Consider the following 13,130-nt stretch of genomic DNA (forward strand, 5'->3'; position numbering starts at 1 on the left):
GGCGGGCGTCAGTCCAGCGGCCCGCCGGCCACGTACAGGACCTGACCGGAGACGTAACCGGCGTCCTCACCGGTGAAGAAGGCCACCGCGTTCGCGATGTCCTCGGGGTATCCCACGCGCCGTACCGGGATCTCGGCCTCCTTGAAGGCCTTCATGTCGTCGTAGGCGATCCCGATGCGTTCGGCGGTGGACCGGGTCATCGCGGTCTCCACGAAACCGGGGGCCACCGCGTTGCAGGTGACACCGAACTTCCCCAGCTCGATCGCGAGGGTCTTGGTGAAGCCCTGGATCCCGGCCTTGGCCGCCGCGTAGTTGGCCTGGCCGCGGTTGCCCAGGGCCGAGGAACTGGACAGGTTCACGATCCGGCCCCACCCGGCGTCGGTCATGTGGGCCTGGGCGGCCCGGCTCATCAGGAACGCGCCGCGCAGGTGGACGTTGATCACGGTGTCCCAGTCGTCCGGGGACATCTTGAACAGGAGGTTGTCACGGAGCACACCGGCGTTGTTGACCAGGATCGCGGGCGGACCGAGCCGTTCCGCCACCATGGCGACGGCGGCGTCCACCTGCTCGGCGTCGGAGACGTCACAGCCCACCGCGACGGCTCGACCGCCGTCGGCCGTGATCCGATCGACGACCTCCTGTGCATCGGACTCCCGGAGGTCGAGCACGGCGACGGCACGACCCTCGCGGGCCAGACGTTCGGCGGTGGCGGCGCCGATACCGCGGGCCGCTCCGGTCACGATCGCCACACGAGATGTCGGGGACATGGGGTTACCTCCATTGTTCACGTGATGGGCGCGGGGGAATCCTATCGGCATGCCTACCGGTCGGTACGTACTCGGGGTGTCGACGGTGCCCCCTTCCGGGCGCGCTTCACCGGAATCCCCTTTCCGCAAGGCTTCTCACCTGCGATCGCACCGCTCCGAGCGGTTCTGTGTGCTCATTTGCCTGCACATTGTCCGGGCTTGGCTTACGATTACCACCAAGACTGAGATGCACGTGCATTCGAGCCGTGCAGTAGCACGAGCTTCCGCCCGAGGGTGGTAGGGCGCGGCGCGTCAGTGAGGAGTTGAAGGGCATGGAGTGTGCGGAGGCGGTGGCGGAGCCGACCGGTGCTTGGTGGCTCAAAGTCCTGACACACGGGTCCCGCCGCTGGAACACCCCCGTCTGCGGTGACAGGCACGACGCCGTCACATGGAGCTTCGAGCCTCGCGCCCGAGCGGTGGGCGCGGCCCGGGAGATTTCCGGAGCCTTGCTCCTGGAATGGGGCATGGAGCACTTGTCGGAGGATGTCTCGGTCGTCGTTTCCGAATTGGTCACCAATGCCGTACGTCATGGGGGACCTGTGGCCTTGACCAGGCCGGGTGAGTCCGGTATTCAGCTCTCCCTGATGCGCAGTGGTCGTGAATTCATCTGTGCGGTTCGTGACGGGGGAGATCACTTGCCGCGCAGAAGGGAAGCGGAGGTCGGGATGGAGGGCGGCAGAGGGCTTGCCCTCGTGAGTGCTTTCGCGCAAGAGTGGGGTGTGATTCCCACACCGTCCGGCGGAAAGTTCGTTTGGGCGCAATTCGTGTGAGTCGATGTCAGGAAGCCCGTTGTCGGACGCTTCGCCGCTCGAAGGCGGGGAGAACGGACGGGCGCCGCCCCGGGGAGGGGGCGGTGGGGACCGCGGGGACACCCCGTGGGAGTAACGGGACGCGGCCGATATCGTGTACGTGTGGTGTCCCGGTCGCACGGCAAAGGGGCCGGACCGAAGCCGATACCCTGGTGCGGAGAATGGACAGAGAGGCGGCGAACGTGGATATCGCTCATTTGCGTCAGGGGAGTGGCCCCACCGTGCGCCGCATGCTCCTGGGCGACCAGCTCCGGCAGTACCGTACGCGCTGTGGGATCTCCCGGGAGGACGCCGGTGAGAAGATTCGCGCCTCGGCCTCCAAGATCAGCCGTATGGAACTCGGCCGGGTCGGTTTCAAGGCCCGGGATATCGAGGACCTCCTGAAGTTGTACGGGGTCACCGACCGCAAGCTTCTGAAGGAATTCAAGGAACTCGCCCTCGAATCCAACAAGCCGGGATGGTGGAAGGAGTACGGCGACGCGCTCCACAAGTGGTTCATCCGCTACGTGGGCTTCGAAGAGGCCGCCGACCAGATCCGCATCTACGAATCCCAGTTCGTTCCCGGTCTTCTCCAGACCGAGGAGTACGCCCGAGAGGTCATCTCCGGTGGGGTCGACACCGACGAGGTCACCGAACAGCGCATCCAGGCCAGACTGAAGAGACAGGAACACCTGGAGCGCGGCAAGAAGATGTGGATCATCCTCGACGAGGCCGCCGTGCGCAGGCCGATCGGGGGAAGGGAACGGGGCAAGGAGATCATGCGTGGCCAGCTGAGTCACCTGATCGACATCTGCCGCGATCGGAACAACATCACCCTGCAGATCGTCCCCCTTCTCGGTGGGCGCGCACGCGGCGGAGGCCGGTTCCTTCACGCTGCTGCGCTACTCCGACTTCGAGCTCTCCGACATCCTCTACCTGGAGCATCTGACCGACGGTGACATCGTGGACAAACGGGCCACCGTCGAGGCCTACACCAAAGCGATGACCAAGCTCAGCGTCTCCGCGGCCACGCCGGACGAGACGCTCGCGATGCTGGAGGAGATGTTGAGGGACCTCGACGAGGAGTGAGGCCTCGTCGACGTCGATCGACACGGTGACGGGGCGGTGGGCCCCGGTTCGGCACCGACCCCGAAGGGCGGTGCCCTCTTCGATGTCCGGAGGGAACGGTTCGGAGGGCTCCGCGCGGTCGGCGGAGCCCTCCGTTCGCCCGCTCGGGAAGCGGGGGCGCAAGGGTTCGATTCTCGTTGAACGCGCCGTCCCGAGGCGCGTCCGCTCTCTCGGCCCTAGCCGAGCAGGTTGTCGAAGTCGCCGTCCTTGGCGCCCAGGATGAGGCAGTCGATCTCCTCCTGGGTGTAGACCAGGGCCGGGCCGGACGGGAAGCGCGAGTTGCGGACGGCGATCGATCCGTCGTGAAGGCGGGCCATCTCTACGCAGGCGCCCTGCGAATTGCTGCGCTTGGCCTTCTGCCAGGCGGCCTCGGTCAGCTCGGTGGCGCGGATACCGTTGTGTGCGGTCATGGTTCCAGTCGCTCCTTGAATCTTGCACAGAGGGGAAGACGTGCTTGCTGATGCACTAACAAATGCACGTGCATCGGCACCAGTACTCTCACGAGCATAGCGTGATGGGAGTGCCCTGTCCGAGGGTTTGGCGGGATGTAAGCGCCATGTAATCGGGATGCGATTCACGGGACCGTACTTCTCTTTGTTCTGCCTGTTCAGGGCAGGTTCGGTGGTTTTGGGGACCTTGGTCGATAACGGGTCCGGAAGGTCGTGATCGAACAAGAAGAGGGCCCCGTCGACGATCATGTCGACGGGGCCCTCTTCCGTGTCATCGGATATAGGAGAGAAGTGCCGGGTTCATGAGCAGACGAGCGCCGAGGAGAGCGCTTCGAGGTTGCCGCGCATGATGGAGGGATAGTCGTCGCCGGGGGAACGTTCGGTCACGCCCTCCAGCGGGTCGAGCACCTTCACCTCGGCCCCGGTCTCCGCGGCGATGGTGTCCGCGGTGGCCTCCGGCATCAGGGGCTCGGTGAAGATCGTGGTGATGTCGCGTTCCTTGACGACGTCGGTGATCGCGGCGATCTGCGAGGGTGAGGGCTCGGTGTCGGGGTCGACCCCGCTGACGCCGATCTGCTCCAGGTCGTAGCGGTCGGTCAGATAGGTGAAGGCGGTGTGGCCGACGACCACCTCACGGTGCTCGCAGGAGGAGAGGGCCCGCTCGTACTCCTCGCCGAGGTCGGTCAGCTCCCCGGTGACCCGCTCGGCCTCCTGCCGGTAGGTCGAGGCCCCTTCCGGGTGGGCCTCGGCCATCCGGTCGGCGAGAGCCTCGGCGGCCTCGGACATGAGCTCCACGTCGAGCCAGAAGTGGGGGTCGTGGTCGCCGTGGTCGTGTCCCTCCTCCTCATGCTCGTGCTCATGCTCGTGATCATGGTCGTGATCGTCCTCGGCCCCCGGGGCGGCCGGGCGGAGGTGGACGACGTCGGCGACGTTCAGTGCGGAGTCCGACGCCTGCTGGGCGACGGCCTCGTCGACGGCCGGCTGGAGGCCCTCGACGTAGAACACGAGGTCGGCCTCGTCCACCTCGGCGATCTGCCGTCCGGTGAGTTCCAGGTCGTGCGGTTCGGCGCCGGGTTCGGTCAGCTGGACGACGGCGGTGGTGTCGCCGCCGATCTCCCGGGCCAACCATTCCAGGGGGTAGACGCCGGTGACGACGGTGAGGTCGGCGTCGGCCGGGGAGGTCCCCCCTCCGGTGTCCGTCCCGCCGTTCCCGCAGCCGGTGATGAGCATGAGCGCGGTGGTGCCGAGGGCGGCGGCACGCACGATGGTCCCAGTTCGCATGGGGTCCATCATGAGGGAAAATGAAAACGGTTGTCAATTTGCCTGCTTTGTCCGGGCTCGGGACCCCCTTCGCCGAGCCCGCGACCTCAGGGACGCTGGCTCTCGGCGAACCTCTCCACGTCGTCGGTCCGGCCGGCCACGACGATCTGGTCGCCCTTGTGGAGGATCGTCTCCTGGGTGGCGTAGGTGAAGGAGGCCCCCACCCGCTTGACCGACACCACGGTGATCCCGTAGCGCTGACGCACCCGGGTCTCCTGTAGGGTCCGGCCCAGAAGCTCCTTGGGGGCCTTGGTCTTGCCCAACGCGAAGCCCTCCTCCAGCTCCACGTAGTCCAGCATCCGGCCGGAGACCAGGTGGGCCACGCGCTCGCCCATGTCGTGCTCGGGCAGGACCACATGGTGGGCGCCGACCTGCTCCAGGATCCGTCCGTGCCTGCGACTGGTGGCCTTCGCCCAGATGTTGCCGACGCCCATGTCGACCAGCAGGGACGTGGTGAGGATGCTCTCCTCCAGGTGGGTGCCGATGGCCACCACGGCCCGGGCGAACTGGTGGGCCCCCACCTGACGCAGCGCCTCCTCGTCGGTGGAATCGGCGATGACGGTGTGAGTGAGGGCGTCGGCGTAGGTCTGGACCAGACGGGGGTTGGAGTCCATGCCCAGGACCTCCCACCCGCGTCGGGCCAGTTCCAACGCCAGTGAACTGCCGAAACGTCCCAGGCCGATCACCAGGATGCGTTTCTCGTCGTCTCTTCTCTCGTGGTTGGGCAAGATCTCTCCTCAAGGCGGTGGGCGGGGCGCTGCCGCCCGCCCCGGACGGTCGTGGTTCAGCCGATGATGGGGCGGGCCTGGGGGAAGGTGTAGTGGCGGTTGCGATCACGGAAGGCCAGGGCCGTCACGAAGGTGATAGGGCCGATTCGGCCGGCGACCATGAACGCCGCGAGCAGGACCTGGATCCACGGGGGCAGGTCCGGGGTGATGCCGGTGGACAGGCCCACCACGCCGACCGCGGAGACGACCTCGAACAGCACCTGCATGAAGTCGAACGCGGTGGTGCGCAGGATGAGCAGCGTGCCGAAGGCGACCACCGAGGCGGAGAGGAAGACCAGGCTCAACGACTGGCGGATCACCGTGGAGGGGAGGGAACGGCCGAAGGCGTGCACGTTGTCATGGGCACGCACCTCCGACAGCACCACGAGGAACAGCACCGCCAGGGTGGCGACCTTGATCCCGCCGGCCGTTCCGGCGCTGCCGCCGCCCACGAACATCAGCATGATGGTGAGCAACAGGGTGGAATCGCGCATCTCCCCGGTGGGGACGGCGTTGAGCCCTCCGCTGCGCGGCATCACTCCGTGGAAGAAGCCGTCGGTGAGCCTGGCCCACCAGTGGAGACCTCCCAGGGTGGAGGGGTTGCTCCACTCCATCAGGGTGATGAGGGCGGCCCCGGCCACGATGAGGACGGCGCTCGTGGTGACGGTGAGCTTGGTGTGCAGGGACCAGCGTTCACGCCTGCGCAGGCTCCGCCACAGTTCGATGATGACGGGGAAGCCGATACCGCCGAGGATCACCGCCAGGGCGATGGGCAACAGGATGAACGGATCCCCGGAGAAGCGCGTCATGCTGTCGTCGTACAGGGACAGGCCCGCGTTGTTGAACGAGGAGACCGCGTGGAACAGCCCCGAGTACGCGGCCTGGAGCGGGTCCATGTCGTAGGCGAGCCACATGCGCGGGGCGATCATCAGGAACACGCAGGTCTGAACGACCAGGAAGATGATCGCCACACGGCGGACCAGCCCGCTGACCTCGCCGACCCACAGACTCCGCGTCTCGGCCTGCACGTTGAGTTGCATCCGCAACCCGAAGCGGTGGATGACCGCCGTGCCGAGGATCGCGGCCAGGGTCATGATGCCCATACCGCCGACCTGCATCAGCACCATGAGCACCACCTGGCCGAAGACGCTCAGATCGTGCCCCACGGAGATCACGCTCAGTCCGCACACGGCCAGGGACGTGGTCGAGGTGAACAGCGCGGGGACGAAGTCCAGCCCCCGGCCGTCCGTGGTGGAGACCGGGAGCATCAGCAGGAGGGTGCCGGCCAGGTTCACCATGAGGAAGATGGTGAGGAACACCCGGGCCGGCTTGCGCCAGGCGCCGATCTCACGTTGGGCGACCCCGGGCTCGGTGACGTGAAAGCGCCCGCTCCGTCGTCTGATGGGCCAGGGCAGGCTCCGCCACCACCGTGTCAGGGGCCTTTCCCCGGTCCCGTTCATAGGGCGTTCGTTTCCGCCCAGGCGTCGTCGTACGCCATCTCCGCCTGCACCTCCTCGCACACGGACCCGGTCAATTGTGCCAAGGAGCGGGAGCGTTCTCACCTATCGGCGGAATGATCCGTGTCTCCCGGTCGGGGGTGTTCGAGGAGGTGTGGGCGGATGAGCGGGAGAGGAGCGGTGGCGGCCGGTCGGGATCAGGGGTGCCGGGCGCCCTCATGGTCGGCGTGGCCGGGCGGCTCCAGCTGGAGGGTCGAGTGTTCGACGTCGAAGTGACCGGTCAGACAGGAATGGAGTTCGTCGAGCATCTTCCCGGTGTCCCGGAGATCCTCCTCGGCGACGACGACGTGGGCGGACATCACGGGGACCCCGGAGGTGATGGTCCAGGCGTGCAGGTCGTGGACGTCGATGACGGCGGGGTGGCCCATCAGGTGGGAGCGGACCTCGGTCAGGTCCACGTTCTTGGGCGTGGCCTCCAGCAGGATGTGCACGGCCTCCTTCAACAGGGACCAGGCGCGGGGCACGATGATCGCGGCGATGGCGAGGGAGACGAGGGTGTCGGCCTGCTGCCAGCCGGTGAACAGGACGATCAGACCGCCCACGATCACGCCCACCGAGGCCAGGGCGTCGCTCATCACCTCCAGGTAGGCGCCCTTGACGTTGAGGCTCTCCTCGGCCCCCGATCGCAGGACGAACATGGCCGCGATGTTCATGACCAGGCCGAACCCGGCGACCAGGATCATCCCCATGCCGGAGACCTCGGCGGGTTCCCGGAATCGGTCGATCGCCTCCATGACGATGAACCCGCACAGGAGGAACAGGACGATCGCGTTGACGGCCGCGGCGAGGATCTCGGCGCGCTGGAATCCGAAGGTCCGTTGGGCGGTGGCCGGTCGGGCGGCGATCCATACGGCGGCCAGGGCGAGGGCGACCCCGAAGGAATCGGTGACGGTGTGCCCGGCGTCGGCGAGCAGGGCGAGACTGCCGCTGAAGGCGGCGCCCGTGACCTGGACGACCGCGACGCTGAGCATCATGCCCAGAACCAACGCGAGTCTCTTGCTATTGGCGGCCCCGGCGGTGATCGTGCCGTGGTCGTGTCCCGCACCCATCGTTCCCCCTGTTCGGAAGTGTCGTGGAGGTCTTCACGATTCAGTACAGCGTCGGCTGTCCATACATTCAAGACTGTTTATACAGCCATCGCTGTCTATACAGCAAGCTATGTACAATGGTTTTCATGTTGACCTCCGAACAGCGTCTCGCCGCGATCCAGCGCCTGGGACGAGCCCTGTCCGACCCCACGCGCTGCCGCCTGCTGTTGACCCTCCTGGAAGGGCCCGACTACCCCGCGGGTCTGGCCGACCGGCTCGGCCTCACCCGGCAGAACGTCTCCAACCACCTCGCCTGCCTGCGCGACTGCGGTCTCGTCAGGACCCATGCCCGTGGGCGCCAGGTCAGTTACGAACTCGTCGACGACTCCCTCGCCCACGCCCTGGAGGATCTGCTCCAGGTGGTCTGGGGGACCGCTCAGCCCCACGAGGCCCTCTCCTCTCCAGAGGAACAGTCCCGGGCGGTCTGAGTCACCGCGCCGCGCCGTTCGTGCGGGGTGGCGCGAGGGCCGCGCCGGTGCCCTCTCCACCCTTCGTGAGGCGGTGGACGCTCTCGGTGTGCGCTCAGCGTGCGTTTTTCCGGGTGTCCGAAATTTTTCCCTGTGACGTCCGTTACTTCGATGGTGGGGTATCGGCGCTGTTCGGGGCCGCTTCGCGAAGAGTCCCCCTCGATCCTCGCGTCCCGCTCCGACTTTGGTCGGGGTCGTCCCCGACAGAAGGTGGATATGACCCTGAGAGTTCCCTGAAGTAGCCGGATCCGGCCGCACTCCAGATATAACGCGACGTATGGTGAGAGTGCGCCCGGAGGAGACGAGGCCCATCGACAGGGCCCGCCCCGGACGACCACCGGTCCGTGGAGAACACGACCTCCCACGGGCGGGTGACCCGGCATCCCCCGCACCACACGACCTCGCGGACCGGACCGAGGCCATGCAGGCGAGCGCGCGTTCGACACGCGCTCCTCACCCATGGGCCGGACCGTCCCACACCCGTCGAGCTAGGAGCGAGCACCTCTCATGTCCAGAACGGCCACAACGGCCCTTGGAGCGGACCGGTCCCCGGGCCGGGACACCGCCCCCCACGCGGAAGGAACGAACGCGTGAACCGCCTTTCGGTCATGTCGCTCGGAAACCGGGCGTTGGTCCTGCTCATCACTCTGGCGGTGCTGTTCTTCGGCGTCGTCGCCGCGCTCTCGGCCAAACGGGAACTCTTCCCCGAGATGTCCCTGCCGATGGTGATGGTCTCCGCCCAGTACCAGGGCGCCACACCACAGGTGGTCGAGGGACAGGTCACCGAACCCCTGGAACAGGCCCTCCAGGGGGTGGAGGGCATCGACACGGTCACCTCCACGTCCAGTACCGGCTCGACGCAGATCATGGCGGAGTTCGACTACGGCCGCGACCAGGACGCCCTGGTCCGCGAGACCCAGGTCGCCGTCGACCAGATCGCCCCGATGCTGCCCGACGACGTCGACACCTCGGTCATGGCCATGAGCACGGACATGATGCCCGTGATGCTGCTGGCCGCCAGCTCCGAGAACCTCGACCAGCAGGCGATGGCCTCGACCATCGAGAACGTCCTGATCCCCGAACTGGAGTCGGTGCCCGGGGTCCGCTCGGCCAACCTGACCGGCCTGCCGGCCGATCGCGTCGAGGTCACCCCCGACGAGGACGAGCTGGACAAGGCCGGGATCGGCGTCCAGGACCTGGCCGACGCCCTGGAGGCGAGCGGCCTGCTCATGGCCGGCGGCACCATCGACGAGGACGGTCGCAGCCTCAGCGTCACCACCGGTGACCAGCTCACCGACCTCGGGGAGATCGAGGACCTGTGGGTGCGGCCCTCCGCCGGGGCCGACCCCTCGGCGGCACTCCCCGGCGCCCCGCCCGCTCCGGCGCCCTCCCCGGTCCAGGTCTCCGAGATCGCCGACGTCGAGTTGGTGCCCGAGGCCGCCACCTCCATCGCCCGTCTCGACGGCGACCCGAGCGTCGCCCTCATGGTCATGGCGACCCCCGACGGCAACACCGTCGAGATCTCCGAGGGCGTCCAGAAGGTGCTGGACGAACAGTCCGACCTGCTCGGCGACGACGTCTCCCTCTCGGTCGTGTTCGACCAGGCGCCCTTCATCAACGACTCGATCACCGACATGTTCGAGGCCGGCGGCTACGGCCTGGTCGCCTCGGTCATCGTGATCCTGGTCTTCATGCTCTCCATCCGCTCCACCCTCGTGGTGGCGGTGTCCATCCCGGTGTCGGTCCTGGTGGCCTTCGTCGGTATGCAGGCCTTCGGCTTCACCCTCAACATGCTCACCCTGGCCGCGATCACCATCGCGATCGGCCGGGTGGTGGACGACTCCATCGTCGTCCTGGAGAACATCCGTAGGCACATGGACTACGGCAAGGAACGGATGGCCGCCGTCAAGGACGGCGTCCGTGAGGTCGCCACGGCCGTGGCCTCCTCGTCCTTCGCCACGATCGCCGTCTTCCTGCCGTTGGCGTTCGTCGGCGGCATGGTCGGCGAACTCTTCATGCCCTTCGCCGTGACCAGCTCCCTGGCCCTGGGCGGCTCGCTGATCGTCGCCCTCACCATCACCCCGGTGCTGTGCTACTGGTTCCTGCGGCCCGCCGAGGTCGGCGACAGCACCCGCGAGGAGATCGAGCGCAAGGCGCACGAGCGCGAGATGCGCAGCCCGATGCAGCGTGCCTACCTGCCGATCATCCGCTGGATCACGACCAAGCGTCGGACCGCCACCGTGGTCACCCTGGCCGCCTCGGTCCTCGTCTTCGTCGGCACGATCGCCCTGGCCGCGAACTCCCAGACCGACTGGCTCGGGGAGGCCGAGGAGAACACCTACACCGTCGTCCAGGAACTCGACCCGGGCACCTCCCTGGAGACCGCCGACGCCGAGGCCGTCAAGGTCGAGGAGGCGCTCGCGGGGATGGCCTGGATCGATACCTACCAGGTCAACATCGGCGGCAATCCGATGATGGGCGGCGGCTCCTCCCAGATCGACTACACGATCACCGCCGACCCCGACACCGACCAGATCCGCAACCGCGACGTCCTGCGCGACACCTTCGCCGACCTCGACACCGAGTACGAGCCCCGGCTCGACTCCATGGGCGGCATGGGCGGATCGGGCATCGAGGTCCAGGTGACCGCCGAGGACCAGGACACCCTGGCCGAGGCCGCCGGCATGGTCGAGGACGAACTGCGCTCCATCGACGGAGCCGATGACGTCACCAGCGGCATCTCCGCCTCGCAGCCCGCGCTCGAGGTCCACGTGGACGGCGAGAAGGCCGTCGAAGAGGGCCTGAGCGAGTCCATGATCGGCCAGACCGTCTCCGCGGCCTTCAACGGCCGTAACGTCGGCACCGCCACCATCGAGGACATCCGCCGCGACGTGGTAGTCCTGGTCCAGGACGCGCCCCAGACCGTGGCGGAACTGGAGGAGCTGCCGATCACCACGCCCACCGGGCGGGAGATCGAGCTCGCCGACGTCGCGGATGTCACCGAGGTCCAACAGCCTCCGGAGCTCACCCGCATCGACGGTGTCACCAGCACCACGGTCACGGCCAACCCGAGCGCGTCCGACCTGGGCGCGGTCAGCGGCGAGATCATGACCGCCCTGGACGGCCTCGACCTCCCGTCGGGGGCCACCGCCTCCCTGGGCGGCGTCAGCCAGGACCAGACCGAGGGTTTCGCCCAGCTCGGGCTGGCCATGCTCGCCGCGATCGTCATCTGCTACCTGATCATGGTCGCGACGTTCAAGAGCCTGCTACAGCCGCTCATGCTGCTCATCTCGATCCCGTTCGCCGCCACCGGGTCGCTGGCCCTGCTGCTGATGACCGGGACCCCGGTCGGCGCGGCGGCCCTGATCGGCATGCTGATGCTCATCGGCATCGTGATCACCAACGCCATCGTGCTGATGGACCTGATCAACCAGAACCGGGCGAAGGGGATGGAGCTCGGCGAGGCCATCGTCGAGGGCGCCCGGCACCGTCTGCGGCCCATCCTGATGACGGCGGTCGGCACCATCGCCGCCCTGATCCCGATGGCGACGGGCATGGCCGGTGGAGGCGCGTTCGTCTCCGCCCCGGTCGCCCTCGTGGTGATCGGCGGTCTGATCACCTCGACGTTGCTGACCCTGATCCTGGTCCCGGTCCTCTACCAGCTGGTGGAGGTGCGCCGTCTGAAGCGCGAGGCCAAGGCCGAGGCGCGTCGTGAACGTCGCAGGGCCAGGGCCCGTGCCAAGGCCGGGGCGAACGCCGCGAGCAACGGCTCCGCCTCCGCGGCGACGGTGGGCGACGTGCCCGAGGACCGGCGGGACGAGGACTCCGAGGAACCCGTCGGCCGGTAACGGTCGAAGCCCGTGAAGGACGAGAAGGGCGCCCCCGCACCGCACGGTGCGGGGGCGCCCTTCGTATGGAGACGGGGCCGAAGACCCCGCCTCCCGTCGTGGGCGGCCCCGTCGTCTCAGTCGGAGAACTCGTCCGGGTGCGGGCCGGTGCGCCCGCCGCGCTCCAGGGTGTCGATGGTCGCGATCTCGTCGGCGGTGAGTTCGAAGTCGAACACGTCGATGTTCGAGACGATCCGCGAGGGCGTCACCGACTTGGGAATGACGACACGGCCCTGCTGGAGGTGCCAACGGAGTACCACCTGGGCCGGGGACCTCCCGTGCCGGCGTGCGATCGCGACGACCTCCTCCTGGCCGAGTACGGCCCCCTGCGCCAGCGGGCTCCAGGCCTCGGTGACCACACCGTGAGCGGTGTTCGCGGCCACGACCTCGCGGTTCTGGAGAGCCGGGTGCAGTTCCACCTGGTTGACCGCCGGCACGATCTCGCTCTCCTCGACGAGACGCTCCAGATGGGCGGGCTGGAAGTTCGACACTCCGATGGCACGGACGCGACCGTCGGCATAGAGCCGCTCCAGGGCCCGCCACGTCTGGACGTAGAGGTCGTTCGCGGGGGCCGGCCAGTGGATCAGGTAGAGGTCGAGGTGGTCCAGGCCGAGCCGGGCGAGGCTCTCGTCGTAGGCACGGAGCGTGTGATCGTACCCGTGGTCGGAGTTCCAGAGCTTGGAGGTGACGAAGAGTTCCTCGCGGGCGACCTCCGATGCGGCGATCGCGCGCCCCACACCCTCCTCGTTGCCATAGACGGAGGCGGTGTCGATGGCCCGGTATCCGGCCTTCAGCGCGGAGGTCACCGCGGCGGTGGTCTCGGTGTCCGGTACCTGGAAGACGCCGAAACCGAGCCGTGGCATCCGAACGCCGTTGTTCAGGGTGATCCGGGGTACCTCGATGGTGGACATGG

General features: G+C 67.7%; 10 protein-coding genes and 1 pseudogene. 4 read left to right on the forward strand and 7 right to left on the reverse strand.

The window, feature by feature from the left end:
* Positions 1-8: 8 nt before the first annotated feature.
* Positions 9-767, reverse strand: a complete 759-nt coding sequence (locus D451_RS0119075; protein ID WP_017535603.1) for an SDR family oxidoreductase — start codon at positions 765-767, stop codon at positions 9-11.
* Positions 768-1,078: 311 nt separating this feature from the next.
* Here D451_RS0119075 and D451_RS0119080 point away from each other — a divergent pair, with 311 nt between their 5' ends.
* Entirely contained in the window at positions 1,079-1,576 is a 498-nt protein-coding gene (locus D451_RS0119080) for an ATP-binding protein (RefSeq protein WP_017535604.1), read from the forward strand.
* 269 nt (positions 1,577-1,845) lie between these two features.
* A pseudogene (locus D451_RS26645) lies at positions 1,846-2,683 on the forward strand (helix-turn-helix domain-containing protein).
* 215 nt (positions 2,684-2,898) lie between these two features.
* Here the strand turns inward: D451_RS26645 and D451_RS0119090 are convergent.
* The 5 genes from D451_RS0119090 to D451_RS0119110 all read right to left on the reverse strand — a co-directional run bounded on the left by D451_RS0119090 (position 2,899) and on the right by D451_RS0119110 (position 7,824).
* Positions 2,899-3,132 carry a DUF397 domain-containing protein gene (locus tag D451_RS0119090; protein WP_014909954.1) on the reverse strand — a complete coding sequence of 78 codons (234 nt, stop codon included), beginning with the start codon at positions 3,130-3,132 and terminating at the stop codon, positions 2,899-2,901.
* Between the two features lie 339 nt (positions 3,133-3,471).
* A complete protein-coding gene (locus tag D451_RS0119095; protein WP_036568378.1) occupies positions 3,472-4,452 on the reverse strand; it encodes a metal ABC transporter substrate-binding protein in 981 nt (326 codons plus the stop codon).
* Between the two features lie 86 nt (positions 4,453-4,538).
* Complete coding sequence (locus tag D451_RS0119100; protein WP_017535606.1) at positions 4,539-5,219, reverse strand: potassium channel family protein; 681 nt, start codon at positions 5,217-5,219, stop codon at positions 4,539-4,541.
* A gap of 56 nt (positions 5,220-5,275) precedes the next feature.
* A complete protein-coding gene (locus D451_RS0119105; protein WP_394296800.1) occupies positions 5,276-6,718 on the reverse strand; it encodes a TrkH family potassium uptake protein in 1,443 nt (480 codons plus the stop codon).
* A gap of 194 nt (positions 6,719-6,912) precedes the next feature.
* Positions 6,913-7,824, reverse strand: coding sequence for a cation diffusion facilitator family transporter (locus D451_RS0119110; protein WP_017535608.1), 912 nt, complete (start codon positions 7,822-7,824; stop codon positions 6,913-6,915).
* A 125-nt stretch (positions 7,825-7,949) separates the two neighbouring features.
* Between D451_RS0119110 and cmtR the strand changes: the two genes are divergently transcribed.
* The gene (gene cmtR / locus D451_RS0119115) at positions 7,950-8,291 is read left to right on the forward strand and encodes a Cd(II)/Pb(II)-sensing metalloregulatory transcriptional regulator CmtR (RefSeq protein ID WP_187294466.1); all 342 of its coding nucleotides are present in this window, start codon (positions 7,950-7,952) and stop codon (positions 8,289-8,291) included.
* A 629-nt stretch (positions 8,292-8,920) separates the two neighbouring features.
* Positions 8,921-12,178: an efflux RND transporter permease subunit gene (locus D451_RS0119120; RefSeq protein ID WP_026125188.1), complete on the forward strand. Its 3,258-nt coding sequence runs from the start codon at positions 8,921-8,923 to the stop codon at positions 12,176-12,178.
* Positions 12,179-12,294: 116 nt separating this feature from the next.
* On the opposite strand, the gene D451_RS0119125 is transcribed toward D451_RS0119120, so the two are convergent.
* Entirely contained in the window at positions 12,295-13,128 is an 834-nt protein-coding gene (locus D451_RS0119125; protein ID WP_026125189.1) for an aldo/keto reductase, read from the reverse strand.
* Positions 13,129-13,130 lie beyond the last annotated feature (2 nt).

The organism is Nocardiopsis alba DSM 43377, assembly GCF_000341225.1.
Lineage (GTDB): Bacteria > Actinomycetota > Actinomycetes > Streptosporangiales > Streptosporangiaceae > Nocardiopsis > Nocardiopsis alba.

Coding starts and splice junctions, on each gene's coding strand:
- D451_RS0119095 (WP_036568378.1), bottom strand. CDS start 4,452: ATGCGAACTGGGACCATCGTGCGTGCCGCCGCCCTCGGCACCACCGCG.
- D451_RS0119125 (WP_026125189.1), bottom strand. CDS start 13,128: ATGTCCACCATCGAGGTACCCCGGATCACCCTGAACAACGGCGTTCGG.
- D451_RS0119110 (WP_017535608.1), bottom strand. CDS start 7,824: ATGGGTGCGGGACACGACCACGGCACGATCACCGCCGGGGCCGCCAAT.
- D451_RS0119075 (WP_017535603.1), bottom strand. CDS start 767: ATGTCCCCGACATCTCGTGTGGCGATCGTGACCGGAGCGGCCCGCGGT.
- D451_RS0119090 (WP_014909954.1), bottom strand. CDS start 3,132: ATGACCGCACACAACGGTATCCGCGCCACCGAGCTGACCGAGGCCGCC.
- cmtR (WP_187294466.1), top strand. CDS start 7,950: ATGTTGACCTCCGAACAGCGTCTCGCCGCGATCCAGCGCCTGGGACGA.
- D451_RS0119105 (WP_394296800.1), bottom strand. CDS start 6,718: ATGAACGGGACCGGGGAAAGGCCCCTGACACGGTGGTGGCGGAGCCTG.
- D451_RS0119080 (WP_017535604.1), top strand. CDS start 1,079: ATGGAGTGTGCGGAGGCGGTGGCGGAGCCGACCGGTGCTTGGTGGCTC.